Source organism: Sphaerisporangium sp. NPDC049003 (genome assembly GCF_043197795.1).
In the GTDB taxonomy this organism is placed as follows: Bacteria; Actinomycetota; Actinomycetes; order Streptosporangiales; family Streptosporangiaceae; genus Sphaerisporangium.
Genome location: NZ_JBICTU010000038.1, coordinates 1 through 24,201 on the forward strand (window position 1 = coordinate 1; position 24,201 = coordinate 24,201).

24 protein-coding genes are annotated in these 24,201 nt (G+C 69.3%); 10 read left to right on the forward strand and 14 right to left on the reverse strand.

Annotated features, from left to right (window positions below):
- Window positions 1-204: 204 nt before the first annotated feature.
- Window positions 205-999, reverse strand: a complete 795-nt coding sequence (locus ACGFIV_RS31715; protein ID WP_358558192.1) for a PhzF family phenazine biosynthesis protein — start codon at window positions 997-999, stop codon at window positions 205-207.
- Between the two features lie 165 nt (window positions 1,000-1,164).
- Here ACGFIV_RS31715 and ACGFIV_RS31720 point away from each other — a divergent pair, with 165 nt between their 5' ends.
- Entirely contained in the window at window positions 1,165-1,545 is a 381-nt protein-coding gene (locus tag ACGFIV_RS31720) for a cell division protein SepF (protein ID WP_358558189.1), read from the forward strand.
- Window positions 1,546-1,621: 76 nt separating this feature from the next.
- Window positions 1,622-2,899 (forward strand): glycosyltransferase 87 family protein, encoded by a 1,278-nt coding sequence (locus ACGFIV_RS31725; protein ID WP_358558186.1) that lies wholly within the window; start codon window positions 1,622-1,624, stop codon window positions 2,897-2,899.
- Here the strand turns inward: ACGFIV_RS31725 and ACGFIV_RS31730 are convergent.
- The 4 genes from ACGFIV_RS31730 to ACGFIV_RS31745 all read right to left on the reverse strand — a co-directional run bounded on the left by ACGFIV_RS31730 (window position 2,853) and on the right by ACGFIV_RS31745 (window position 7,963).
- Window positions 2,853-4,247: a hypothetical protein gene (locus ACGFIV_RS31730; protein WP_358558183.1), complete on the reverse strand. Its 1,395-nt coding sequence runs from the start codon at window positions 4,245-4,247 to the stop codon at window positions 2,853-2,855. The genes ACGFIV_RS31725 and ACGFIV_RS31730 overlap by 47 nt on opposite strands.
- A 186-nt stretch (window positions 4,248-4,433) precedes the next feature.
- On the reverse strand, window positions 4,434-6,176 hold the full coding sequence (gene argS, locus ACGFIV_RS31735) for an arginine--tRNA ligase (protein ID WP_358558180.1): 1,743 nt from the start codon (window positions 6,174-6,176) through the stop codon (window positions 4,434-4,436).
- A gap of 88 nt (window positions 6,177-6,264) precedes the next feature.
- Window positions 6,265-7,284 carry a phosphate acyltransferase PlsX gene (gene plsX / locus ACGFIV_RS31740; protein ID WP_358558177.1) on the reverse strand — a complete coding sequence of 340 codons (1,020 nt, stop codon included), beginning with the start codon at window positions 7,282-7,284 and terminating at the stop codon, window positions 6,265-6,267.
- Window positions 7,285-7,339: 55 nt separating this feature from the next.
- Complete coding sequence (locus ACGFIV_RS31745; RefSeq protein WP_358558174.1) at window positions 7,340-7,963, reverse strand: DUF1707 domain-containing protein; 624 nt, start codon at window positions 7,961-7,963, stop codon at window positions 7,340-7,342.
- Window positions 7,964-8,137: 174 nt separating this feature from the next.
- Here ACGFIV_RS31745 and ACGFIV_RS31750 point away from each other — a divergent pair, with 174 nt between their 5' ends.
- Window positions 8,138-9,466 carry a lysine 2,3-aminomutase gene (locus ACGFIV_RS31750; protein ID WP_358558171.1) on the forward strand — a complete coding sequence of 443 codons (1,329 nt, stop codon included), beginning with the start codon at window positions 8,138-8,140 and terminating at the stop codon, window positions 9,464-9,466.
- Between the two features lie 111 nt (window positions 9,467-9,577).
- Here the strand turns inward: ACGFIV_RS31750 and ACGFIV_RS31755 are convergent, their stop codons facing one another.
- From ACGFIV_RS31755 to ACGFIV_RS31770, 4 genes are all read right to left on the reverse strand, one after another.
- Window positions 9,578-9,757, reverse strand: a complete 180-nt coding sequence (locus ACGFIV_RS31755; RefSeq protein ID WP_358558168.1) for a hypothetical protein — start codon at window positions 9,755-9,757, stop codon at window positions 9,578-9,580.
- A 134-nt stretch (window positions 9,758-9,891) separates the two neighbouring features.
- Window positions 9,892-10,425 carry a YbhB/YbcL family Raf kinase inhibitor-like protein gene (locus ACGFIV_RS31760; RefSeq protein WP_358558165.1) on the reverse strand — a complete coding sequence of 178 codons (534 nt, stop codon included), beginning with the start codon at window positions 10,423-10,425 and terminating at the stop codon, window positions 9,892-9,894.
- A 151-nt stretch (window positions 10,426-10,576) separates the two neighbouring features.
- Window positions 10,577-11,377 carry an ABC transporter ATP-binding protein gene (locus ACGFIV_RS31765; RefSeq protein WP_392838564.1) on the reverse strand — a complete coding sequence of 267 codons (801 nt, stop codon included), beginning with the start codon at window positions 11,375-11,377 and terminating at the stop codon, window positions 10,577-10,579.
- Between the two features lie 22 nt (window positions 11,378-11,399).
- Complete coding sequence (locus ACGFIV_RS31770; RefSeq protein WP_358558159.1) at window positions 11,400-12,359, reverse strand: ABC transporter permease; 960 nt, start codon at window positions 12,357-12,359, stop codon at window positions 11,400-11,402.
- Between the two features lie 444 nt (window positions 12,360-12,803).
- On the opposite strand from ACGFIV_RS31770, the gene ACGFIV_RS31775 reads away from it, so the two are divergent.
- The 5 genes from ACGFIV_RS31775 (at window position 12,804) to ACGFIV_RS31795 (ending at window position 18,472) form a co-directional block, all read left to right on the forward strand.
- Window positions 12,804-14,444, forward strand: a complete 1,641-nt coding sequence (locus ACGFIV_RS31775; protein ID WP_358558156.1) for an ABC transporter substrate-binding protein — start codon at window positions 12,804-12,806, stop codon at window positions 14,442-14,444.
- A gap of 114 nt (window positions 14,445-14,558) precedes the next feature.
- Entirely contained in the window at window positions 14,559-15,500 is a 942-nt protein-coding gene (locus ACGFIV_RS31780) for an ABC transporter permease (RefSeq protein ID WP_358558153.1), read from the forward strand.
- Window positions 15,493-16,413, forward strand: a complete 921-nt coding sequence (locus ACGFIV_RS31785; RefSeq protein WP_358558150.1) for an ABC transporter permease — start codon at window positions 15,493-15,495, stop codon at window positions 16,411-16,413. Before ACGFIV_RS31780 ends, ACGFIV_RS31785 begins: the two co-directional genes overlap by 8 nt.
- A 15-nt stretch (window positions 16,414-16,428) precedes the next feature.
- Entirely contained in the window at window positions 16,429-17,466 is a 1,038-nt protein-coding gene (locus ACGFIV_RS31790; protein ID WP_358558147.1) for an ABC transporter ATP-binding protein, read from the forward strand.
- Window positions 17,450-18,472 carry an ABC transporter ATP-binding protein gene (locus tag ACGFIV_RS31795; protein ID WP_392838535.1) on the forward strand — a complete coding sequence of 341 codons (1,023 nt, stop codon included), beginning with the start codon at window positions 17,450-17,452 and terminating at the stop codon, window positions 18,470-18,472. Before ACGFIV_RS31790 ends, ACGFIV_RS31795 begins: the two co-directional genes overlap by 17 nt.
- Before the next feature lie 61 nt (window positions 18,473-18,533).
- Here the strand turns inward: ACGFIV_RS31795 and ACGFIV_RS31800 are convergent, their stop codons facing one another.
- The 4 genes from ACGFIV_RS31800 to ACGFIV_RS31815 all read right to left on the reverse strand — a co-directional run bounded on the left by ACGFIV_RS31800 (window position 18,534) and on the right by ACGFIV_RS31815 (window position 21,503).
- Entirely contained in the window at window positions 18,534-18,839 is a 306-nt protein-coding gene (locus tag ACGFIV_RS31800; protein WP_358555980.1) for a hypothetical protein, read from the reverse strand.
- Window positions 18,840-18,983: 144 nt separating this feature from the next.
- Window positions 18,984-20,162 carry a lipid-transfer protein gene (locus tag ACGFIV_RS31805; protein ID WP_392838538.1) on the reverse strand — a complete coding sequence of 393 codons (1,179 nt, stop codon included), beginning with the start codon at window positions 20,160-20,162 and terminating at the stop codon, window positions 18,984-18,986.
- Entirely contained in the window at window positions 20,159-20,587 is a 429-nt protein-coding gene (locus ACGFIV_RS31810; RefSeq protein ID WP_392838539.1) for a Zn-ribbon domain-containing OB-fold protein, read from the reverse strand. Before ACGFIV_RS31810 ends, ACGFIV_RS31805 begins: the two co-directional genes overlap by 4 nt.
- 103 nt (window positions 20,588-20,690) lie before the next feature.
- Window positions 20,691-21,503 (reverse strand): SAM-dependent chlorinase/fluorinase, encoded by an 813-nt coding sequence (locus tag ACGFIV_RS31815; RefSeq protein ID WP_358555986.1) that lies wholly within the window; start codon window positions 21,501-21,503, stop codon window positions 20,691-20,693.
- A 186-nt stretch (window positions 21,504-21,689) separates the two neighbouring features.
- On the opposite strand from ACGFIV_RS31815, the gene ACGFIV_RS31820 reads away from it, so the two are divergent.
- Window positions 21,690-22,004, forward strand: coding sequence for a DUF3263 domain-containing protein (locus ACGFIV_RS31820; RefSeq protein WP_358556037.1), 315 nt, complete (start codon window positions 21,690-21,692; stop codon window positions 22,002-22,004).
- A gap of 46 nt (window positions 22,005-22,050) precedes the next feature.
- Window positions 22,051-22,881 (forward strand): trehalose-phosphatase, encoded by an 831-nt coding sequence (otsB, locus tag ACGFIV_RS31825; RefSeq protein ID WP_358556040.1) that lies wholly within the window; start codon window positions 22,051-22,053, stop codon window positions 22,879-22,881.
- A 106-nt stretch (window positions 22,882-22,987) separates the two neighbouring features.
- Here otsB and ACGFIV_RS31830 read toward each other — a convergent pair whose 3' ends face one another.
- The gene (locus ACGFIV_RS31830) at window positions 22,988-24,178 is read right to left on the reverse strand and encodes an MFS transporter (protein WP_358555989.1); all 1,191 of its coding nucleotides are present in this window, start codon (window positions 24,176-24,178) and stop codon (window positions 22,988-22,990) included.
- Window positions 24,179-24,201 lie beyond the last annotated feature (23 nt).

A 24,201-nucleotide genomic window follows, 5' to 3' on the forward strand; every position in this document is an offset into this window, starting at 1 on the left:
AGAGTAGGACACCGCCGGACAAATATTTGATTGGTAGGGAAGCCATCCACATTGTGGGTGGCTTCCCTGCGTTATGGGGTCTTTTCCTCGTACGCATCGAAGCGATGGACCATTTTCACGTCCGTCCCAAGCGTCGGAGACGGCACGTACCTGCCGAAGCGAAGGAAACGGAAGATCAGACGTGCGGTTCTCCAGGGACCACATTCAGACGTGCAGCTCTCCGGACCAGATGGTGATGGCATTCCCGCTGATCTCGGTGCGTTCGCCGCGCACGGTGGTGTGGACGATGCCGCCCCGCTGGGACAGCTGCGCACCCACCAGGGAATCGCGGCCGAGCTTCGCCGACCAGTAGGGCCCGAGCATGCAGTGGGCGGAGCCGGTGACCGGATCCTCGGGAACGCCGGCGCTGGGCGCGAAGAACCGTGAGACGTAGTCGACGTCCCCTGAGGGATCCGAGGCGCGGGCGGTGACGCACACGGCCCGCGCTTCGAGCGCGGTCAGGGCGTCGATGTCGGGGGCCAGGTCGTGGACGACCTTCTCGGACTCCAGCTCGACGAGCACGTCCATGCGGCCCATGCCGACCCACGCCGGGGACACCCCGAGCGCCTTGACCAGGGTCGCCGGAGCGGAAATCTCTTCCGGAAGATATGACGGGAAATCCATCGAGATACGGCCGTGATCAAGCTGATTAGTGGTCAGAATTCCACTCTTTGTAGAAAACTCGATCGAGCCGGAGGCGGCGCCCGTCGAATACAGAACGTGCGCGGAGGCGAGCGTCGCGTGGCCGCACAGCGCCACCTCGACGGCCGGGGTGAACCACCGCAGGGAGTACGGCCGGCCCTCGCCCTGGTCCGCCACGAAGGCCGTCTCGGAGTGTCGCATCTCGCTGGCCAGCGCCTGCATCCAGTCGGCGGATCTCGGAGAGTCCAGCAGGCAGACGGCCGCCGGGTTACCCTTGAAGGCCTGATCCGTGAACGAATCGACGGTGAAGATACGCATGCCGACGATCCTATCCACCCCCAGATAACCGGTCGAAACGGCAGCGAAAACCGTGCAAAATCAAAACTACGTGGGCGTGTCGCGCGGCCCCAGCCGATACGTGAGTTACGGTCATTTGTGTCGGGGCACGGCGAAACTGGCCGGTTCTCGCGGAAAGGACAGCCGATGGGGGCAGTGCGCAGGGTGGTGAGCTACCTTGGCCTGGGCGATGGGGATCAGTACGACGAGCCCTACGACTACGACGAGTACGAGGATGAGTACATGCCCGCGTCGGAACGGGCCGCCAGGCGCTGGGGGTCGGGTGGGGATCCCGCACGGATCATCATGATCCGCCCGCGGAAGTATTCCGACGCGCTTACCGTGGGACAGCACTTCCGGGAGGGCCAGGCGGTCATCATGGACGTCGCGGGGATGTCCATGGCCGAGGCGACGCGGATGGTCGATTTCGCCGCCGGCCTGACGTATGGCTGCGAGGGACGCATTGAGCGGATCGCCGACAAGGTCTTCCTGCTGGCCCCTGCCGACGTCGAGATCTCGACCACCTAGCCACCACGGCCCCGGCTCCGCCGGCGGCTCGGACGATGGCCAGGGTCGTCGCCCGGACCACGGACTCGCTTCGTGGTTGACGACCCAGGCGTCCCTGCCCGCGCGGATCGCCGCGGCCGTGGTGCTCATGCTTCCCGCCGCGGGAGCGATCCGCAGGGGCAGCTCGATGCGGGACAACGGGTACGTCGTGAAGGCCGCCAGAGCCCTCCTGAGCGGGCACTCCCCCTACGCCGACGAGCGCTTCCTCTACCTGCCGAGCAGCGCGGTCGCGGCGCTCTCCGAGGCCTGGCTCGACGATCGGACGATCCACCTGGTGTTCCCCTTCGTCCTGGCGGTGCTCACCCTGGCGGGGTGGTCGCTGGCTCTCGGGCTCTGCGGGGTGCGGGTGGGGAGCCGCCTGGGAGTCCTCGGGATGGCCGCCACCGCCCTGCTCTTCGGCTATCGCAGCCTGCTCACCGTGGGGAACTGGAGCGTGGTCGCGGTGGTGGCGCTGCCGGCGGCGCTGCTGCTGTGCTCGCGGAACCGCTGGAGCGCCGCCGCGGTGGTCGCCGGGGTGTCCATCGCGCTGAAGCCCATGCTCGTGCCGCTCGCGCTGCTCTTCCTGTTCGCCCGGCGGCGCCGGGCGCTCGTCACGCTGGTCGCGGTGCCGCTGGTCCTCGTCCTCCTCTCCCTGCCCTTCACGCCCGAGCCGGGGAGGTTCGTGTCCAGTACGCTGCCGTTCCTGCTCCACGGGCAGGACGAGTACGCGAGACCGTACGACGCGTCGCTGGCCTCGATCCTGCCCCGGCTGGGTGCGGGCGGCGAGGTCACTCTGGCGGTCAGGAGCGTGGTCGGGCTCGTGGGCCTGCTGCTCGCCTGGACGCGCTGGCACCTCCCCGACGACACCGTTCCTCTGGACCGTTTCGTTCCGCTGAGGGGGCCGGCCGGTCTCGGAGCAGGAGAAGTCCTCGGGTCCCTGGAGCTCAGGCTGGTCGAGACCGTCAGCATGATCATGCTGACGGTCTTCCTGGTCTTCACCCCGGCGTTCGGGCACTACTCGCTGGTGATCCTTCTGCCGCTCGCCGCCACCGCCGTCGACCGACGCTCGGTGGCCCGTTCTCCGTGGTTCTGGGTGGCCCTGGCACCGCAGTTCCCGGGCGTGGAGATCCCCGGCCTCACCATGCCCGAGACGCGCGCGTTCACGGTCTTCTTCATGCACGGCGTGCTGGCCCTGCTGCTCGCTCTGCGTACGCTCCGAGATCGGAGCGCTCCGGGCGACTCGCACGAGGTCGGCGAATGGCAGAGGGAAGAGGTCGAGCGGGTGGTCGTCACCGCTGGTCGGCGACCGCCGGACCTCGGCGGAGCAGGCGGGTGAGCGCCGAGAGGTTCGCGGCCGAGGTCTCGGACCGCTGGGCGGCCTCGCGGGCGTAGTCGTGTAATGCCCACACCGCCTGCTCGGCCTGCTCGCGCAGCTGTGTCACCTCGGCCTCGACGCGCCGCGCCTCCGCCTGCTCGCGGCTGTTGAGGCGCCACAGCAGGTAGCCGACGATCCCTCCGAGGACCAGCGCGGCGATGGCGAAAAGCTCGGAGACCGTGAACGCGAGCACCAGTGCCACGATCGGCAGCAACGCCGGCCCGTACACGAGCCAGCGCCCGGATCCGCGCGACGCGGCCTCGGCTCTGACGCGCTCCTCGGCCGTCGCGAGCGAGGCCGCGTCCGGTCCCTCGGGCCGGAGTGTGACGTCGTGCCCGAGGATCGGCACGGTGATCTCGGTGGGTGGCGCCACCTGGGTCGCCTGCGCGAGCTCGCCGGCGGCCGAGCGTACGACGGGCGCGGCCACGTGGAAGGCGATGGCCGCCAGGTGCGGGTCTGAGCCCGACTGGACGTCGTCGAGCAGGTGCCCCGTGAGGGAGCCCATCGGGCCCGGCTCCTCCGATCCGATGAGGGACCGGAGCACGGTCAGCGGCTCGGCGTCCGGCCACGGGCCGGGGCTCTTGGATCGCGGGATCACGGACGGGCGGGTGGCGGTGATCTCGGTGCACCGTTCGAGCAGGCGGGACAGCCGGGCCGCCGCCTGGACGGGCTCGGCGAGCGAGGGCACCTCGGCGAGGTCGGGCAGGGCGCTGAGCGCCGGCGACACGGCGACGGACGTCTCGGCCGGGACGAGGGCACGCAGCCAGCGCTCGGGCTCCGCGGTCGAGGGCACGGCGGCGGCGTCGAGCTTGCGCAGTACGAAGATCTTCCCTGCGGGCCCGTACGCGCCGCGGGCGGCGGCCGTCCAGAGGGCGCGCTGACCGGGCGTGACGGGACGCTCGGTCGACAGGTCGCCGAACGCGGTGCCGAGCCAGGAGGCGTGGACACGGTCGCCGTGCCCGCTCACGGCGAGCGACAGGCAGAGGAACAGCGCGGTCGCGGCCTCGTCGAGCTGGGCCGCGCGGGTGAGCGGCTTCAGGGCGTCCTCACCGGTGAGGATCAGTACGAGGGCCTCGGTGGCGGGGGCGAGCCAGTGCCCCGGCACGTCAAGGGTGTTCGGAGGCGGCGGTGGCACGGTGCCGTCGGCCGCGAGATGGGTGAACAGGGCCTCGGCGTACCGCCGCAGCTCGGAGACGTCGCCGTCGCGGTCGGCCGGCTCCGCCGGGTGCCCGGGAGGCCCTTCGGCGTGGCGCTGTGGCTTCGTCGGCTCCGCGGTCCCGGGGACGTCGGGGTTCGCGGTCAGATCCATGCTCAAAACGGACAGCTCCCCGAAGGCGTGAGGAAGGCCCCCGGCGGCGAGGGTTCGGCGGACACTCCCATGACCGCGCCCAGGTTAGTTCTTTGGGCGCGGCAGTGTAGGGCGGCACGCCGACGGGAGCGAGGAACAGCGAGGAAGTTGGCCCGGCCGCGATCGGACGCGGCCGGACCGGCATGACTACATGCGATCGGGCACAGGGACGCCGAGAAGGTTCAGACCGGACTGCAGCACGCGCAGGCTCAGCGCGCACAGCGCGAGACGCGAGGCCCTCGTCCGCGGGTCGACGTCGTCCTTCAGCACCGGGCACTTCTCGTAGAACGTGGTGAACGCGCTCGCGGTCTCGTAGAGGTAGGCGCAGACGCGGTGGGGCTCGGCCGTGGCCGCGGCGTTCTCGACCACCGTGCCGAAGCCCAGCAGCTGGAGCGCCAGATCGCGCTCGGCCGGCTCGCCGAGGACGATCGGCCCGGTCACCTCGGCCGGGTCGACGCCGCCCTTGCGGAAGATCGAGCGGATTCTGGCCGTGGCGTACTGCATGTAGGGCCCGGTGTTGCCGGTGAACGCCAGCATGCGGTCGAAGTCGAAGATGTACTCGCTGTCGTGGCTGACCGACAGGTCGGCGTACTTCACGGCGCCTATGCCGACCGTGCGGGCGATCTCGGAGCGGGTCGCCTCGTCGTACCCCCGCTCGGCGATGGCGGCCGAGGCGCGCTCGATGGCCTCGTCGAGCAGGTCGGTCAGCTTGATCGACTGGCCGCTGCGGGTCCTGAACCTGCGGCCGTCGGAGCCCAGCATCATGCCGATCTGGATGTGCTCGGCGGAGACGTCGTCGGTCAGCCAGCCGGCCTGCCGGGCGGCGGCGAAGACCATCTGGAAGTGGAGCGCCTGCTCGTTGCCCACGACGTACAGGATGCGGTCGGCCTTGACGTCGCGCACCCGGTAGCGGATTGCGGCGAGGTCGGTGGTGGCGTAGCCGTACCCGCCGTCGCTCTTCCTGATGATCAAGGGCAGCGGCTTGTCGTCGCTGCCCTTGAAGCCCGGCGGGAACACGCACAGCGCGCCCTCGCTCATCACGGCGACCCCGGAGGCCTCAAGGTCGGCGCAGGTCTCCGCGAGCATGGGGTTGTACATGCTCTCGCCGGCGATGTCGCTGTCGGTCAGCGTGACGCCCAGCGTGGAGTAGACCTTGTTGAAATAGCGGAGCGTGGCGTCCATGAACAGGTGCCAGAGCCGGATGGTCTCGGGCTCCTCGGCCTGGAGGGTCGCCACGCGCCGGCGCGAGCGCTCCTTGAACGCGGCGTCGGCGTCGAACTTGGTGCGGGCCTCCTGGTAGTAGTCGTTGCCCTCGCCGGCCTCAAGCCGGGCGATCGCGTTGGCCTCGCCGATGTCGAGCAGGTGCTCGATGAGCATGCCGAACGGAGTGCCCCAGTCGCCCAGATGGTTCTGCCGGACGGCGCGGTTGCCGAGGTGCTCCAGCATGCGGACCAGGGAGTCGCCGACGATGGTGGTGCGGAGGTGCCCGACGTGCATCTCCTTGGCGGCGTTGGGCGCGGAGTAGTCGACGATGACCGTCTGCGGGGGCGTGGTCAGCCCGACCCCGCTGCGGGGGTCCTCAAGGGTCGCCAGGGCCTGGGCGGCGATCCAGTCGTCCTTGAGCGTGATGTTGAGGAAGCCGGGCCCGCTGATCTCGACGCTTTCGAAGACGTCGCCGGTTCCGCCGGAGCCGAGCGCGTCGGCGATGGCCTGGGCGACCTCCCGCGGCGCTCGTCGCAGCCGCTTGGCCAGGCTCAATGCCACGTTCGCCTGGTAGTCGGCGAACTGGGAGGGCCGGATCAGCGGGTCAGCGCCTGCGTACTCCGGACCGAACGCGGTGCCCAGCGCTTGCTGGACCCGCTCGGTGAGCACGAGCTGCGGGTCGGTCATGCTCCAAGGATATCTGCTGATCATCAGCACCGAACGTGGATATCCGGCCGCCTCCATGACACTGGGGCTGAAGTGACACCGGAGGTCCTCACCAGAGGCGATGCGACTTCTGCGTGGTCGCGATGCGCTCGCCGACGTGGCCGACGGTGCCCTGGCGGGCGAGTGTCGCGGCGAGCACGCAGGCCGCGGCGACGCCCTTGGCCGTCGAGGAGCCGTGGGCGATGACCACGGTGCCGTTCAGGCCGAGCAGGACCGCGCCGCCGTACGCCTCGGGGTCGAGCCGGCCGCGCAGCTCGCGCAGCCGCCCCCGCTGGAAGAGCGCGCCGAACCGCGCCATACGGCCGCCCTCCAGCGTCTCGCGCAGCTCGGTGAACGCGTAGCGGACGGTGCCCTCCATGGTCTTGAGGGCCACGTTGCCCGTGAAGCCGTCGGTGACGATGACGTCCACGACGCCCTTCAGCAGATCGTGGCCCTCGACGTTGCCCGTGAAGTTCAGGCCGGGGGAGGCGGAGAGGAGCTCGTGTGCCCGCTTGGCGAGCTTGTTGCCCTTCTCGGCCTCCCCGCCGATGGTGAGCAGCCCCACCCGTGGCCGCTCGATCGTGAGGGCCGTCTCGGCGTAGGCCACTCCCAGGTGGGCGAACTGCACCAGGATCTCCGGCTTGACGTCGGCGGTGGCGCCCGCGTCCAGCAGGATCGTGGGATGGGGCCTGGTCGGCAGGGGGACGGCGATCGCCGGCCGGAGCACGCCCGGCTGGGCCCGCAGGCGGAGCTTGCCCGTCGCCACCACCCCGGCGGTGGATCCGGCGGACACGACGGCGGACGCGTCGCCCCGCCGTACGAGATGGCAGGCCACGGCGATGCTGGAGCGTGGACGGCGCAGGCTGGCGAGGGCGCCCTCGTCCATGGTGAGGGTCTCCTCCGCCCGGACGATGGGGATCTCCCCGGCCGCGTCCAACTCGGCGAGGGCCTCGGAGATGGCCGGGGGCGCGCCGACGAGGACGATGGGCACCCCGTGCTCCCGTACGGCCCGCACGGCTCCCGCCACGATCTCGCCAGGGGCGTGGTCGCCTCCCATGGCGTCAAGGGCTATCGGCGGAATGCCATCCAAGCGGTCACCTCGTGCGGAATGAGTGCGTGTCCCGCATCGTAGGTGGCCCGGCGGACTACTGTGCGCGCCAGGGCCAGTGCCAGTCGGCGGCGCCGCGCGAGACCACGACCTTGCCGAACATCGCCGTGCCGGTTACGCGGATGAGAGGGCCGCTCGCGTCGCCGCCCTGCTCGCCGCCGGAGACGTGGCGCTTGGAGAAGATCGCTTTGCCCTCGTCGATCACCCGCGCGTTGCCGGGCACGCGCACGATCAGCTTCCCGCAGAACGAGTTGAGCTCCAGGGTGACCTCGCGGCCAGGGAGCACGGCGTCGGTGAGGTCGATGATCAGCGCTCCGAAGGTCGAGCGCAGTACGGTGTGGCGCCCGGCGACCCAGCGGCCGGACCGGATGACCTTGCTGAACACCGCCGCGACCTCTTGCTGGTCCGCGCTGAACGCCGCCCCGGGCGTTCTGGCGACGTCGGCCAGGTCGCGGGTCAGCGGGACCAGGTCGCCGATGGTAACAGCGGTGTAGGCCGCCTCAAGCCGGTCGGCGTGCTCGACGCTGGTGAGGCGGCCGGTCGCGAGCCCCTCGCCGAGAACGGCGGCGACTCGATCACGATCGGCGTCGGAGGCGCGCTGCGAGGTATCCGCTGCGCGCGAGGCTGTTTCGCCTGCCTCGAAGGGCGTAAGGGAGCTCACAGACGCCAGACTAACCCAACTCAAGATATGTCGCGATAGCTGAAAGGTTTTACCAAGCCTTTTCGGTCGTACGGAACCGAGCCGACTCGCTGGCGCGTCCGTTAAGGAAAGTGACAGACGCATGACAGGGGCATCAGGTTTACCGGAGAGCACACAAGAGAGGAAAAATCTCGAGTGACCCTTACACACACCGGTACACGAGGATTCAGGGCCTACACGGCCAAACACCTGGACGATCTTCTGAAGCGAGCCGAGTTCGACTACGAGACCCGGCTGCGCATCCGGGCGGTGGCGTCCGTGCTCCCCTTCCGGACCAACGCGTACGTCGTCGACGAGCTGATCGACTGGTCGGACATCCCCGACGACCCGATATACCGGTTGGTGTTCCCGCAGGAGAACATGCTCCCCGAGGCCGACGTGACCCGTATCGCCGGACTCCTCCGCGCCGACGCGCCTGCCCGTGAGATCCAGGTGGCCGCGAACGCGGTGCGGATGAGGCTCAACCCCCACCCGGCGGGGCAGATGGAGCTCAACATTCCGAAGGCCGGAAGCGAACCGGTGCCGGGCATGCAGCACAAGTACCCGGAGACCGTCCTGTTCTTCCCCAAGCAGGGGCAGACCTGTCACGCGTACTGCACGTACTGCTTCCGCTGGGCGCAGTTCGTCGGCGAGCCCGACCTGAAGATGGCCACCGACGACATCGAGGGCCTCGTGCGGTATCTGCGGGAGCATCCGCAGGTCACCAGCGTGCTGTTCACGGGCGGCGACCCGATGATCATGAGCGGTCCGGTGCTGCGGCGGTACGTCGAGCCGCTGCTCGCGCTGGAGCAGCTTGAGTCGATCCGCATCGGTACCAAGTCGCTCGCGTACTGGCCCGGGCGCTTCGTGACCGACCCGGACGCGGCGGAGACGCTGCGCCTGTTCTCCGCCGTGGTGGAGTCGGGCAAGAACCTCGCCTTCATGGCACACTTCTCCCACCCCCGGGAGATGGACTCGCGGCTCGTGCAGACCGCCGTGCGCGCGATCAGGGACACGGGCGCGGTGATCAGGACCCAGGCGCCGCTGATCAGGTCGATCAACGACCACCCGGACACGTGGGTGGAGATGTGGCGCACCCAGCACGCGCTGGGCATGGTGCCGTACTACATGTTCGTCGAGCGCGACACGGGCCCGCAGGACTACTTCGCGGTGCCGCTGGCCCGGGCGTACGAGATCTTCCGTGACGCCTACGCGCGGGTTTCCGGGCTGTGCCGCACGGTGCGGGGGCCCTCGATGTCGTCGACGCCGGGGAAGGTGTGCGTCGACGGCGTCACCGAGGTGGCGGGCCAGAAGGTCTTCGTGCTCCACCTCATACAGGCCCGGGATCCGAGCCTGGTCGGGAGGCCGTTCTTCGCGCGCTACGACCCGGAGGCGGTCTGGATCGGCGACCTGCGGCCGGCCTTCGCCGACCGCTTCCCCTTCGACCCCGCCACGGTGGGCGCGGACGATCTCGTGGCGCGCTGAGCGAGCCGGAGAAGACCGGCCGGCGCCCCCAGGCGGGGGGTGCCGGCCGGGCCGGTGTTCGAACGGTGGGCGAAGGAACGGGCGGATATCGGTTGGACGATGAACTCGGTGTCAGGCGCCCGGGGCGCGCACGTAGGTGCGGCGGGCGATCTGGGCCTGCAGGCGGGCCATCTGCCAGTGCAGCTCGATGAGCTGCTCGGCGAGCAGGCCACGTGGAATGTCCGACGGGTCCTCGGCGGACAGGTGATCGATCGCGTTCGCCAGCTCTCGCACCCCGCACCCCCACTCCATCACGGTTTCCTTCAGATCGAATCTACGTTCGAATCATAGTGGAACGCCGTCTGAAGTGTCAGCAGATTCACCCCGCGTGTTCGGACTTCTGTACGGTCTAGCCCGCCGGGTGGCAGCCCGCCCCAGGACCGGGCTCAGGTCTCGTAGACCGGGGCGATGTACCCGCGGGCGAGCGTGTTGCCGGTGATGTTGAAGCCCACGACGGCCGAGGGCGTGTCGCCGTCGAGGCCGAGCCTCTCCACCCCGAGGGCGTGCACGGCGAACAGGTAGCGGTGCGGGGCGCCGGGAGGCGGCGCGGCGCCGCCGTACGCGCGCGTGCCGTAGTCGGTACGGCCGTGGACGGCGCCCTCGGGCAGGCCCTTCATGTCGCCCGAGCCGGCCCCGGTCGGGAGTTCGGTCACCTCGGCGGGGATGTCGAACAGGACCCAGTGCCAGAATCCGCTGCCGGTCGGGGCGTCGGGGTCGAAGCACGTCACGGCGTAGCTCTTGGTGCCCTCGGGCGCGCCCGACCAGCGCAGGTGAGGCGACAGGTTGCGCCCCGTCATCCCCCAGTCGTCGAAGACATGGTCGTCCGACATGCGCTCCCCGTCGCTCACGTCGTCGCTCTCGACGGTCAGCGAGGGGACCTCGGGGAGGAAGTCATAGGGAATCGGCGGTTGCTTGGCCACGGTGGACCTCCGATGGAAGGGCGGTTTCGGTCGCCCCCATCTTGCCCCGTGCCGCGCGGCTCAGACGATCAGCGGCCCGGGTGAGCGCCGTCGGTCCCCGGGCGGATGATTCGGTGGCCCGGGTGAGCGCCGTCGGTCCCCGGGCGGACGATCAGGAGTTGTAGGCGGCGAGCACCGTCGCCGGGTCGCCGTCCATCTTGATCTGCCCCTTGTGCAGCCAGATGACCCGGTTGCAGGTCTCCTCGATGACGTCGAGGTTATGGGCGACCAGGAACACCGTGCCGGCCTGCTCGCGCATCTGGTGGATGCGCTCCTGGCTCTTGCGCTTGAAGTCGCGGTCGCCGGTGGCGAGCGCCTCGTCGATGAGCAGCACGTTGTGGACCTTGGCCGAGGCGATGGCGAAGCGGAGCCGGGCGCCCATGCCGGAGGAGTACGTCGACATCGGGAACTGCACGAACTCGCCGATGCCGGAGAACTCGACGATCTCGTCGTAACGCTCCCTGACCTGGGCGGGGGTCATGCCCATGGCGTAGCAGCCGAGCACGATGTTGCGCTCGCCCGTCAGCTCCTTCATGAGCGCGGCGTTGACGCCGAGCAGCGAGGGCTGGCCGTCGGTGTAGACCGAGCCCTTGTGCGGGGGCAGCAGGCCGGCGATGGCCCGCAGCAGCGTCGACTTGCCGGAGCCGTTGCGCCCGATGATGCCGATGGCGTCGCCGTGACGGGCGACGAAGGAGACGCCCTTGACGGCGTGGACCTCCTTCATCTGCGGCCGTCCCTGGCGCCGGATGATGCGCATGAGGGCGTTGGCGGCGTTGCCCTTCTCGGCCGCGCTGGCCGCGCCGTACACGCGGTAGACGATGTGGAGGCCGTCGACGATGACCGTCGGCGCGCCGGGTGCGTCCACCGGCTCCGCCGCGGGCTGGGACGCCGCCTCATCGTTCGGGTGGGCCATCTGGGACAGCTCCTTGGTCAGCTCAGCCACGGCCATACCTCTCCTCGGCCCGCCAGAAGTACCAGAAGCCGCCGATCAACGCGACCGCGGCCCAAAAGCCAGCGTATAGCCACAGTTGGGGGAGGCTGCTGTGGGGGAAATGATGCTTGGCCAGGTCCTGCGGGTAGGTGCTGAGGATCAGGTGCCGTATCAGGTCGATGAAGACCGAAGGAGGGTTGAACTCCAGCAGGAAGCGCGCCCACTCGGGGGCGTCCTTCATGCGGGCCGGGATGCTGTAGAAGACACCCGATGTGTAGAGCCAGGTGCGCAGGATGAACGGGAGCAGTTGGTTCATGTCGCGGACGAAGGCCCCGACACGCGCCAGGAGCAGGCTCACGCCGACGTTGAAGATCGTCTGAAGCAGCAGGGCGAACGGGACGAGCAGCCACAGCCAGGTCAGCGACTCGCCCGTGACGAGCACGATGACGGCCAGCACGCCCATCGAGATGGCCAGCTGCTGGAACTCCTGGATGGTGTACGCCAGCGGGAGCGCGGCCCTCGGGAAGTGGAGCGCCCGGATCAGCGAGAGGTTCCCCGAGATCGACTTGGCGCCGCCGGTGATGGACCGCTGCGTGTACGAGTACACGAAGACGCCAGTTATCAGGAAGGCGGTGTAGTTGGTGATGTCCGCCTTCTGCCCCATGATCACGCCGAACATGAGGAAGTAGACCCCGGCGTTCAGGAGCGGCGTCAGCACCTGCCACAGCTGGCCGAGTGCCGAGTCGGAGTACTTCGAGACGTTGCGCGACGTGGCGTACGTGAAGACGAAGTGTCGCCTGTCCCACAATTGACGCAGGTAGGCGGGCAGACTGGGACGCGCGATGGCGCGTCGCAACCCGTGGCGCTCGGCGAGCGCGGACAGCGATTCCTTCCCGCTGGGGGAGGAGCCGCTCGCCCGGTCGCCCGCCCGGGAGTCCGCGACAGCGGATTCCGGCTGACTCATGGCATGGACTCTATTGGATACGGGTGAATGACATGCCTGCGGTGCCGCTTGACCACCCTGGATCATGAGAACACAGGGAGCCGGTCAAGGCCAACCCATGGCGTCGCCGCAGGTCCGTTGAGGGTTGGATGCTTATGTCCTGGCCTGCCCCAGGATGCGACCACTGCCAGTGCGTGTGTACCTTGGTGAGGTCTTTATGCCTGATCAAGGCATTGTTGACAGCGTAGTTGGTATGCGTGTGACGTCCGACAGGGACACGTGTGACCGAACTGCAATGCGCCAGAGACTCGCTGGTGAGAAGTAGTGAGGGATGCTCACGGTCGACTGGCAGGGCGTCAACTGATTTGACCGTGTCCGCGAATTCCAGGGACGGATCCCTTGGAAGCGCATGCGACATGGGCGATTCAGTGCCATTGCCCACCTTAGAGGGAGGATTAATCCACGATGCGTGTGACCAAGGGCGCACAGATCGTCGCCGGGACCGCGCTGCTCGCGCTGGCGGTTGCGGCGTGCGGCGGCAGCGGCGACACGTCCGGCTCCAGCTCGAGCGCCGCCGGAAACGCCGGGGCGGTCCGGGTCGAGATCGCTGAACCCCAGCACGACCTGATTCCGGGCAACACCACTGAGTCCAGCGGCGCTGAAGTGCTGAACGCGCTGTTCGTCGGTCTCGTTGACTACGACGCGGACAAGAAACCCTTCAACCGCGTGGCCGAGTCCATTGAGTCGCCCGACTCCACGACGTGGACGATCAAACTCAAGGATGGGTACAAGTGGCACAACGGTGAGCCCGTTGTCGCCCAGAACTTCGTCGACTCCTGGAACTTCACCGCCAACGGTGCCAACGCCCAGGAGGGCAACTACTTCTTCGGCAGCATCACCGGCTACGACGATCTGAACCCGGGCGAGGGCAAGACGCCGACGGCGACCGCACTGAGTGGTCTGAAGGTCGTCGACGACAAGACCTTCACCGTCGAGCTGAAGAACCCCTTCTCCGGCTTCCCGACGATGCTGGGCTACACGGCGTTCTACCCGCTTCCCAAGGCCGCCTTCGAGACCGAGGGCAAGCTGAAGGCCGACTTCGGCGGCAACCCGATCGGCAACGGTCCCTTCAAGGTCTCCAAGCCGTGGAAGCGCGGCACGGACCAGACCATCTCCTTGGTCCGCAACGAGGACTTCAAGGAGGGCAAGGCCAAGATCGACGCGGTCGACTTCAAGATCTACACCGACCTGAACACCGCGTTCAACGACCTGCGCGCCGGCAACCTGGACATCATGGACCAGCTGCCCGCCGAGGCCATCTCCACGGCCAAGCAGGAGTTCGGCGACCGGTACATCGAGCAGCCGTCCTCCGGCATCGGCTACATCGGCTTCCCGATCCACAACGGTGCCGACTACTCCAAGAGCGCGGACGTCCGCAAGGCGATCTCCATGGCGATCGACCGCAAGACGATCACCGAGACCGTCTTCTCCGGCACCCGCGTCCCCGCCGACGACTTCATCAGCCCGGTCGTCTCCGGTTACCGCCAGGGCGCCTGCGGCGAGGCCTGCACCTACGACCCCGCCAAGGCCAAGGCGCTGTTCGAGCAGGCCGGTGGCCCGAAGATGGGCGCCATCGAGATCGGCTACAACGGTGACGGCGGCCACAAGGAGTGGATCGAGGCCATCGCCAACAACCTGCGCACCAACCTCGGTGCCGAGGTGACGCCGAAGCCGGTGGAGAAGTTCGCCACCATCCTGGACGACCTGGGCGCCAAGAAGTGGCAGGGCGGCTTCCGTATGGCGTGGATCATGGACTACCCGTCCCCGGAGAACTTCCTGCGCCCGATCTTCGGCTCCGGCGGCAGCTCGAACTACTCGGGCTACAAGAGCAAGCAGTTCGACGACCTGATCACCGCGGGTGACGCGGCCAAGACGCTGGACGAGGGCATCAAGTCCTACCAGCAGGCCGATGACCTTCTCATCAAGGAACTGCCGTACATTCCGGTGTACTTCTACCAGACGAACGGCGCCTACTCGCAGCACGTGAAGAACGTCAAGATTGACCCGTTCGAGCGGATCGACCTGTTCAACGTAGAGAAGGCCTAACGTCAACCGTTCCGGGTGGTTCGGTACCCTGAACCACCCGGAGTGGGCGACCACCCCACGAGGGCAGCCCAGTTGGTTGCGGCGGGCTGCCCTTTGTAATGATCGGGAGACTGAATGGGCCGCTACGTCGTCAGGCGCCTGCTCCAGGCGATCCCTGTGCTGCTGGGCACCACCTTCCTCATCTTCGCCATCGTCTACGCGCTGCCGGGTGACCCCCTCCAGGCGCTGGCCGGCGAGAAACGCGTAGACCCTGTCTTCGCGGCGGCGATGAGAGAACAGTTCCACCTCAACGAGCCGCTCATCGTCCGGTACGGCTACTACATCCGTGACATCGTGACCGGCAATTTCGGGACCACCTTCCGTGGGCTTCCCGTGTCGACCATCTTCGAGGGCAAGTTCCAGGTCACCTTCAAGCTGGCCATCACCGCCCTCATCTTCGAGGCGATCATCGGCATCGGTCTCGGCCTGTGGGCGGCGCTGCGCCGGGGTAGGTGGGAGGACAAGTTCATCCTCGCCATCACGCTGCTGATGGTGTCGATCCCCACCCTGGTCAGCGGCTTCGTCCTCCAGTTGGTTCTCGGCGTGAAGCTGAAGCTGGGCACGGGCATCGACTTCTTCCCCGTCGCCGGAGTGCAGGACGGGATGCGCAGCTACCTCCTGCCGGGCTTCGTCCTCGCCATGGTCTCGATCGCCTACCTCACGCGGCTGACGCGGACGAGCCTCATGGAGACGCTCCGCGCCGACTACATCCGTACGGCCATCGCGAAGGGCATGCCGCGGCGACGGGTGCTGGGACGGCACGCCCTGCGGAACTCGCTGATCCCCCTGGTGACCTACCTGGGAGCGGACCTCGGCACGCTGATGGGAGGTGCGGTGATCACCGAGACCATCTTCAACCTGCCCGGCATCGGCCAGCAGCTCTTCCAGTCGGTCTACCTGCGGGAGAACCCCGTGGTGGTGGGCATCGTCACGGTCCTGGTTCTGATCTACATCGTGGCGAACCTCGTCGTCGACCTGCTGTACGCCGTACTCGACCCCAGGATCCGCTATGAGTAACGACACTCTCCCGGCTACCGCACCGGCGCAGCCCGTCAAGCCGGCGAAGGGCAAGAGGCCCGCGAGCCTGTGGTCGGACGCGTGGTACGACCTGCGGCGCAACCCGGTGTTCCTCATCGGCGCCGCCATGATCACCCTGTTCGTGGCCATCTCCGCGTTCCCCGGCGTGTTCGACACCGTGGGCGTGGACCCGTCGACCTGCTCCCTCGCGCAGGCTCGCAAGGGGATCACCGGCGAGCACTGGTTCGGCACGGACAACCTCGGCTGTGACGTCTACTCCCGCGTGATCCACGGCGCCCGGGTCTCGATCATCGTCGGCATCGTCAGCGCGGTGGTGACCGGTATCGTCGGCGGCGCGCTCGGCCTGCTCGCGGGCTTCTACGGGCGCTGGGTCGACGTGATCCTCTCGCGTGCCGCCGAGATCTTCTTCGCGATCCCCTCCATTCTCGGCGCCCTGCTGATCCTGGCCGTGATCGGACGCGACAACGCGGGTATCGCCAGCGTCGTGCTCGCTCTCGCCCTGCTGGCCTGGCCGATGATCCTGCGCATCATGCGGGCGTCGGTCATCACGGCCAAGCACCAGGACTACGTCATGGCGGCCCGCGCGCTCGGCGCGGGCCCCGGGCGGATCATGATGCGGCACATCCTGCCCAACGCGATCGCGCCGGTGATCGTGGTGTCCACGATCAACCTGGGTGCGTTCATCGCCGCGGAGGCGGCCCTGTCCTTTCTCGGCGTGGGCATCCAGTCACCCCAGATCTCCTGGGGCCTGATGATCGCGGACGCGCGCAACCGCTTCCTGGAGGCGCCGCTGCCGTTGCTGTTCCCCGCGCTGTTCCTGAGCCTCATCATCCTCAGCGTGGTCATGCTGGGTGACGCGGTTCGTGACGCGCTCGACCCGAAGCTGCGGTAGGAGAGGGCACCGAAGGTGAACAACCCGTCAGCCGACACGCACCCGCTGTCGGACCAACTGGGAAACGAACCCCTGCTCGCCGTGGACAACCTGCACGTGGAGTTCACGACCAGGCAGGGTGTGGTCAGGGCCGTGAACGGCGTGAGCTACACGGTGAACGCCGGCGAGTCCCTCGCGGTGCTCGGCGAGTCCGGTTCGGGCAAGTCGGTGACCGCGCAGGCCATCATGGGCATCCTCGACATGCCGCCCGCCCGGATCCCCAAGGGGGAGATCCGCTTCCGGGGTACGGACATGCTCAAGCTCTCCGACCAGGCGCGCAGTCAGATCCGCGGGCAGCGCATCGCGATGATCTTCCAGGACGCTCTGTCGGCGCTGAACCCGGTGTTCACCGTGGGCTGGCAGATCAGCGAGATGTTCCGGGTGCACCGCGGCATGTCCAAGCGAGACGGCTTGAAGAAGGCCGTCGAGCTCATGGACCGGGTGCGCATCCCGGCCGCCAAGGCGCGCGTGAACGACTATCCTCACCAGTTCTCCGGGGGCATGCGCCAGCGCATCATGATCGCGATGTCGATCGCGCTCGACCCCGAGGTGCTGATCGCGGACGAGCCGACCACCGCGCTCGACGTGACCGTGCAGGCCCAGATCATGGAGCTGCTCGCCGAGTTGCAGCGAGAGAGCAACATGGGGCTGATCCTGATCACCCACGACCTCGGCGTGGTCGCCGACGTCGCGGACAAGATCGCGGTCATGTACGGCGGGCGCATCGTGGAGCACGCCCCGGTCCACGATCTCTACAAGAATCCGGCGCACCCGTACTCCAAGGGCCTGCTGGACTCGATCCCCAGGGTCGACCAGAAGGGCCAGGAGCTCTACGCCATCAAGGGTCTGCCGCCCAACCTGCTCGACATGCCTTCGGGCTGTGCCTTCCACCCCCGCTGCCCGTACGGCCGACCCAACTGCGTGACCGACGTGCCCCCGCTGTACGAGATCAGTGGGACACGCGGAAGCGCCTGCCACTACTACCGGGAGGTCCTCGATGGCACCGTCGGCTGAGCGGATCCTTGAGGTTCGTGATCTGGTCAAGCACTTTCCGCTGAGCCAGGGCATCCTCCTCAAGCGCCAGATCGGTGCGATCAAGGCCGTGGACGGGGTCTCCTTCGACCTGCACCGCGGCGAGACGCTCGGTGTCGTGGGCGAGTCGGGCTGTGGCAAGTCCACGCTGGCCAAGCTGCTGATGGCGCTTGAGCGGCCCACCTCGGGCGAGGTGAAGATCAACGGCGTCGACATGGCCAAGGCGCACGGCGCCGAGCTGAAGCGCATGCGCCGCAACATCCAGATGGTCATGCAGGACCCGTACACCTCGCTGAACCCCCGCATGACGGTCGGCGACATCGTCGGCGAACCGTTCGAGATCCACTCCGACGTGGCGCCCAAGGGCGACCGGCGCAAGAAGGTGCAGGAGCTGCTGGAGGTGGTCGGCCTCAACCCCGAGCACATCAACCGCTACCCGCACCAGTTCTCGGGCGGTCAGCGGCAGCGCATCGGCATCGCCCGAGGGCTGGCGCTCCAGCCCGAGGTGATCATCTGCGACGAGCCGGTCTCCGCGCTCGACGTGTCGATCCAGGCACAGGTGATGAACCTGCTGGAGCGGCTGCAGAACGAGTTCAACCTGGCCTACATCTTCATCGCCCACGACCTGTCGGTCGTCCGGCACATCTCCGACCGCGTCGCGGTGATGTACCTGGGCAAGATCGTGGAGCTGGGCAAGGACGTCGCGATCTACGAGCGGCCCGCGCATCCGTACACCCAGGCACTGCTGTCGGCCGTGCCCGTGCCGGACCCCGAGGGCCGCGAGCAGCGCGAGCGGATCATCCTGCAGGGCGACCCGCCGTCCCCGGCCGACCCGCCGTCGGGCTGCCGGTTCCGTACGCGGTGCTGGAAGGCGCAGGACATCTGCGCCACGCAGGAGCCGCCGCTGGAGATCCGCGCGGGCGGGCACCTGAGTGCCTGCCACTTCGCGGAGGAGTACGACATCATCCACGCGGTGGCCGAGGCGTAACGACGTCCGGATCCTCCACAGGCCGGCTGCGCCTGTGGAGGATCACGCACGCCTGGCGGCGTTAGGCCGTGAGGCCCGTGCCGGTGAGCCCCGACACCCTCGCGACGCTGACATCCCCGGAGGCGTCGGCGCTCACGTCGCCGCCGAAGTCACCTCCGATGTCGCCGGTCCCCGTGCCGGCCTCCCCCTCGGTGCCCAGTCCGAGACCTGTGTCCAGCCCGACGTCCGTGCCGAGTCCGGTGTCGGTGTCGTCATCCTCCGCCCAGTTGCCACCGGTCAGTACGGAGCCCGCGGCGGACGCGGCGGTGGCCGGAGCCACGATGGCGATGGCGGCACAGGCCGAAGTGATCAGAAGACGGCGAATCATGGTGTGTTCCCCCCCCGTTGAAAACCCGCCGCGGAGCCGTTGGGACCACGATCCCTGGAGCATCCGTTATGTTCCGCACCGGGTGACGCTGTGTGACCGTTATGAGATACCCAGAGTGAGAACATTGGTAAAGGTGGTGAATGGTCAGCTGATGGCGAGGATTGCGGAGCCGTGACCGAAGAGTCCTTGGTTCACGGCGAGGCCGGCCCGCGCGCCCTCCACCTGGCGCGCACCGGCCGTGCCCCTCAGCTGCCAGGTCAGCTCGCACACCTGCGCGATCGCCTGCGCCGGGATGGCCTCGCCGAACGACGCCAGGCCGCCTGAGGGGTTCACCGGCACCTTGCCGCCCAGAGCGGTCTCCCCCGAGCGGACGAGCCCGGACGCCTCGCCCCGGGCGCAGAGCCCGATGTCCTCGTACCAGTCGAGCTCCAGGGCGGTGGAAAGGTCGTACACCTCGGCGAGGGACAGCTCGCCCGGTCCCACCCCCGCCTCTTCGTAGGCCGCCGCCGCGATCGACGGCCGGAACCCCGGGTCCGGCGGGGGCACCGCCGCCGAGGAGTCCGTGGCGAAGTCCGGCATCTCCAGCACGGTGTTGGGGAAGGCCGGGGTCACGGTGGAGACGGCCGCGATGCGCACGCCCGAGAGCCCCCGGCGGCGGGCGAAGGAGTCCGAGACCAGCACCAGGGCGGCGCCGCCGTCGGAGGTCGCGCAGATGTCCATGAGACGCAGCGGGTCGGCGACCATCGGCGAGGCCAGCACCTCCTCCGCCGACACGGTCTTGCGGTAGCGCGCGTTGGGGTTCAGCGCCCCGGCCCTGGCGTTCTTCACCTTCACCGCCGCGAAGTCCTCCGCCGTGGAACCGTAGAGAGCCATACGGCGGCGCGCGTACAGGGCGAAGTAGGCGGGATTGGTGGCCCCGAGCAGGCGGAACCTGAGCCAGTCCGGATCGTCGGGGCGGTCGCCCCCGACGGGCCTGAAGAACCCCTTCGGAGCCGAGTCCGCTCCGACCACCAGGGCCACGTCGCAGAGCCCGGCGAGGATCCGCGTGCGTGCGATCTCCAGCGCGTGGGCGCCCGAGGCGCAGGCGGCGTAGCAGGAGGCGACGCGCGCGCCCGTCCAGCCGAGCGCCTGGGCGAACGCCGACCCCGCGACGAAGCCGGGATAGCCGTTCCTGATGGTGTCCGCGCCGACCAGGAACTGCACGTCGGTCCAGTGCAGGCCCGCGTCCGCCAGCGCCGCGCGGGCGGCGGCGACCCCGTACTCGACGAAGGGCCGTCCCCACTTGCCCCAGGGGTGCATTCCCGCTCCGGCCACCAGGGTCATGCGGTGACCGCCTCGTCGCCGGGGAGCCCCCACATCCACACGAGCGGGCCGTCGGCGAGCGGGCCGCAGGTCAGCTCCAGCTCCAGGCCCACGCGCAGATCGTCCACGGTGAGGCCCGGGACGACCTGGCCGAGCACCACGATGCCCTCGGCCGCGAGCTCCACCGCCGCGAGCGTCACCGGCGCGTACGGCTCCGCCGCGGCGTACGGCGGGGGCGGCGGGTAGCAGGCGTTGGTGTACGACCAGACCGTGCCCCTTCGCGACAGCCGTACCGGCTCGGGCGAGTCCCCGTCACAGTGCGGATTGCGGCAGAACCCGGCCCGGGGAGGGAAGGAGACGGTGCCACAGTCGGCACAGCGGGTGCCGAGCAGGTGTGTGACTCCATCCTCGATGGTGAACCAGCCGTCGATCGCGAGCACAGCCATGTGCCCAATATGATACAAGCGCTTGCTCACATACGAGAGCCCGTCCCACGCCCGCCCGCGCGACCGTACGAGGGGGTCACCGTCAAGCCGCCGGTGCGGAAGCTCACCCGACGCCCGCCCGAGCGAGCCGTACGTGGGCGCCCGGAGGCAGGCCGAGGCGCTGCGCGGCGTCGCCCGAGTTGACCGCGAGCGCCACCTGCCCGGCCGAGTCCGTGAACGCGACGAGGTTCCCCGGCGGCACGGCCGCGTAGGTGTCCCGGAACGGCACCGTGATCTGGCGCCTGCCCATGGACACCGCGAGGCTGTCCCCGACGCGGACGCCGAGGGTCACCAGATCGTCGGCGGTCACGGAGAGTTGCACGTTCCCGTAGCGGTCGAGCGACAGCACCTCGCCCTCGGCCGCCCCTTCCCCGATGCGCGCGGTGGGCGCGGGAAGCGACAACAGCCGGTCGAGCGGGATCTCCGGGCCGAGGTCCGCGGGCTTGCGCCCGGCGCACAGGTGCGCGGCGACCGGCGCGTAGACGTCGCGCCCGTGGAACGTCGGCGACACCGGAGTGAGGAAGAGTTCCTCGTTGGTGATCTCGTACGCGACCCGCGCCCCGCCCGACGCCAGTAAGGCCCAGGAGAGCAGGCCGTTGTCCGGCCCGATGAACACCCGGTTGCCCGCCTCCACGGCGACCGAGCGCCGGGCGCTCGCGGCGGCCGGGTCGACGGCGGCGATGTGCACGCCGGCGGGGAGGTAGGGCAGTGTCTGGGCGAGGATCGCGGCACCACGTCGGATGTCCCCGGCCGGAACCAGATGACAGACGTCGATGATCCGCGCCTCCGGGGAGATACCGATGATCACCCCGTGGCACGACGCCACGAACCCGTCTTCCAAACCGTAGTCGGTGAGAAGCGTGATGACTGAGGTCACACCTGGTGACTGTACGTCTCCCGAACTGTCATGAACAGCCGCGAATTCCCGACTACGATTGCCACGGGCCGCATGCGCGCGTCGTGGCTCAGGGTCGCGCTCGCCCGGGCGCACGTTCGCTCGTCTCCCGCCCTCCCCTGCCCGGCCCGGCCCGACGTCTCCGCGTGCCCGACCGAGGAGGACAGCATGGACACCGCACCCGACCATGGTGACAGCGACCCTGAAGAACGATCCGCCCCCCACACCCCCGGAGAGCTCACCGAGCGTGAGCGCGAGCTGCTCGCCTTCGAGCGCCAGTGGTGGCGCCACGCGGGCGCCAAGGAGCAGGCCATCCGCGAGACCTTCGGCATCTCCTCGACGCGTTACTACCAACTGCTCGGCGGGCTCGTCGACCGCCCCGAGGCCCTGGCCCACGATCCGATGACGGTGAAGCGGCTGCGGCGGCTGCGTGCCTCCCGCCAGCGCGAGCGCGCGGCGCGCCGTCTGGGCATGCGCCCCTGATCCCTGGGGTACTGCTCCACGCGTGACTCATGATGTATTGCCGGATATCGCCGGTTTGGCTGCCATCAAGGCCGACCCCGCAGGGGCGGTGGTCGGGCTCGACTTCGACGGCACGCTCGCGCCCATCGTCCCCGACCCCGCCGACGCCCGGGTCGACCCGCACGCCGCCGCGGCGCTCGTACGCCTCGGCGGCCTGGTGGGGGGAGTGGTGATCGTCACCGGACGTCCCGCCGCCACCGCCATCGCCTACGGCGAGGTGCCGGGCGGGCCCGGTCTCGCGGATGTGCCCGGCCTGGTGGTGCTCGGCCAGTACGGGCTCGAACGCTGGGAGGACGGCCAGGTGCTGTCCCCGCCGCCGCCACCGGGGGTCGAGCGCGTGCGTGCGGGACTGCCCGGTTTGCTGGCCCTGCTGGGCGTCACCGTCACCGACGGGGCGGAACCGGGGGTGACGATCGAGGACAAGGGCAGGGCGGTCGCCGTCCACACCCGCAGGGCCCCGGACCCGGAGGGGACGTTCCTGGCGCTGCGCGAGCCGCTGGCGAAGCTGGCCGCCGAGAGCGGCATGCTCGTCGAGCCGGGGCGGCTGGTGCTGGAGCTGCGCCCCTCGGGCATGGACAAGGGGCACGCGCTCGGAGTGTTCCTCGCCGAGCGTTTCGCACGGTCCGTGCTGTTCGCCGGGGACGACCTCGGCGACCTCGCGGCGTTCGAGGCGGTACGGCTGTCCGGGCTGCCCGGCGTGACGGTGTGCAGCGCCTCCACGGAGGTCACCGCGCTCGCCGAGCGCGCGGACCTCGTCGTCGACGGCCCGGCCGGGGTCGCGGCGCTGCTGTCGGCGCTCGCCGACGCGGTGGACGAGCGGAGCCCGGGCGGGAGCTGATCAGGGTCGGGTGACCACGGTGGACGAGAGGGGCACGCGCGGGAACTGATCAGGGCCGGGCGGCGCTCATGGACGACAGGAGCCCGCGCGGGGCCGGCCCAGGCTCTCAGGCGGGGGCAGGCGCGGGAGGCCGGGAGCTGAGGGCGATGCCGGCGATGGCGAGGGCTATCAGCAGCGGGACCATGAGGAACGCCGTGCGCGTGCCGAAGCCGTCGGCGATGGCGCCCAGCGCGAACGGCCCGATGCCGACCGCGACCCCGGACCAGATGGAGGCCGCCGCGCTCGCCTTGTCGGCCCGTCCGGCGGCCATGGCGAGGACCCTGGCGAGGCCCAGCGGGAACTGCACCGCGACGCCGAGCCCGCTCAGGACCAGGCCCGCGTACGAGAGCACCGGATGGGCGCTGAACCAGAAGACCGACCAGCCCGTCAGGGTCACCACCAGCGCGCCGGCCAGCATGGGCGTCGGGTCAAGGCGGAGGGCCAGCCGCCCTGCGGCGAACCTGCCCACGGCGATGCCGGCGGTGAACGCGGTGAGCCCGGTCGCCGCGACGGCCGCGGTCATGCCCGTCTGGTCGGCCAGCAGCTTCGCGGCCCAGACGTTGAAGAGGAACTCCATGGCCACCAGGCAGAACAGCACCCCGCAGGCGACGTGGAAGCGCCAGCCGTACGGGGCTCTCACGGCATGTGTGACGCCGTCCTCCGCGTGGTCACCGGCCGGCGGGAGGGCCGGCACCCACACCCTGCCCATGAACGCGAGCAGGAGCAGCGCCGCGATCGGGGTGACGAGGATGCCGGCCCGCCAGCCGAGCGGGGAGTCGGCGAGCACGCTGACGAGGTAGGACACGCCGATGCCGACGGTGACGCCGACCGCGTTGGCCTCGTTGATGGCCGCGGGTCCGGCCGCCCGGTGGTGGTCGTTCAGCACCGACATGCCCACGTAGAGGCTGATGGAGCCGCCGCCGCTCGCCAGGCCGAACCCGAGCAGGGTGACGGGCAGCGCCGTGGTGACCGCGACCAGCGCGACGCCGCAGGCCATCGCGGCCACGCCGAGCCAGGTCGTGCGGCGCCGGCCGATCTTGGAGGTCAGATGCGGTATGGCGATGCCGCAGATGATGCTCCCGACGGCCATGGAGGTGCCGTGCAGCCCCGCGACGGCCTGGGACACGCCCTGGTCGATGCGGAGCAGCGGGAGCGCGGCGGAGAGCCCGTACAGGTAGGTGCAGAAGATCGCGAGCTGGAGGTAGATGAGCCAGGTCGGGCGGTCCCTGGTGAGCCTGGCGCGCGGTCGTGCGGACATGGTCGAGCTCACAGATCCCCCGT

What these genes read in the sequence shown, in the direction of transcription:
- ACGFIV_RS31800 (WP_358555980.1), bottom strand. Translation starts at nt 18,839, where the DNA reads ATGATTCGCCGTCTTCTGATCACTTCGGCCTGTGCCGCCATCGCCATC.
- ACGFIV_RS31830 (WP_358555989.1), bottom strand. Translation starts at nt 24,178, where the DNA reads ATGTCCGCACGACCGCGCGCCAGGCTCACCAGGGACCGCCCGACCTGG.
- ACGFIV_RS31810 (WP_392838539.1), bottom strand. Translation starts at nt 20,587, where the DNA reads ATGGCTGTGCTCGCGATCGACGGCTGGTTCACCATCGAGGATGGAGTC.
- ACGFIV_RS31755 (WP_358558168.1), bottom strand. Translation starts at nt 9,757, where the DNA reads ATGGAGTGGGGGTGCGGGGTGCGAGAGCTGGCGAACGCGATCGATCAC.
- ACGFIV_RS31770 (WP_358558159.1), bottom strand. Translation starts at nt 12,359, where the DNA reads ATGAGTCAGCCGGAATCCGCTGTCGCGGACTCCCGGGCGGGCGACCGG.
- ACGFIV_RS31765 (WP_392838564.1), bottom strand. Translation starts at nt 11,377, where the DNA reads ATGGCCCACCCGAACGATGAGGCGGCGTCCCAGCCCGCGGCGGAGCCG.
- ACGFIV_RS31715 (WP_358558192.1), bottom strand. Translation starts at nt 999, where the DNA reads ATGCGTATCTTCACCGTCGATTCGTTCACGGATCAGGCCTTCAAGGGT.
- ACGFIV_RS31785 (WP_358558150.1), top strand. Translation starts at nt 15,493, where the DNA reads ATGAGTAACGACACTCTCCCGGCTACCGCACCGGCGCAGCCCGTCAAG.
- argS (WP_358558180.1), bottom strand. Translation starts at nt 6,176, where the DNA reads ATGACCGACCCGCAGCTCGTGCTCACCGAGCGGGTCCAGCAAGCGCTG.
- ACGFIV_RS31730 (WP_358558183.1), bottom strand. Translation starts at nt 4,247, where the DNA reads ATGGATCTGACCGCGAACCCCGACGTCCCCGGGACCGCGGAGCCGACG.
- ACGFIV_RS31780 (WP_358558153.1), top strand. Translation starts at nt 14,559, where the DNA reads ATGGGCCGCTACGTCGTCAGGCGCCTGCTCCAGGCGATCCCTGTGCTG.
- ACGFIV_RS31775 (WP_358558156.1), top strand. Translation starts at nt 12,804, where the DNA reads ATGCGTGTGACCAAGGGCGCACAGATCGTCGCCGGGACCGCGCTGCTC.
- ACGFIV_RS31720 (WP_358558189.1), top strand. Translation starts at nt 1,165, where the DNA reads ATGGGGGCAGTGCGCAGGGTGGTGAGCTACCTTGGCCTGGGCGATGGG.
- ACGFIV_RS31820 (WP_358556037.1), top strand. Translation starts at nt 21,690, where the DNA reads ATGGACACCGCACCCGACCATGGTGACAGCGACCCTGAAGAACGATCC.
- ACGFIV_RS31795 (WP_392838535.1), top strand. Translation starts at nt 17,450, where the DNA reads ATGGCACCGTCGGCTGAGCGGATCCTTGAGGTTCGTGATCTGGTCAAG.
- ACGFIV_RS31805 (WP_392838538.1), bottom strand. Translation starts at nt 20,162, where the DNA reads ATGACCCTGGTGGCCGGAGCGGGAATGCACCCCTGGGGCAAGTGGGGA.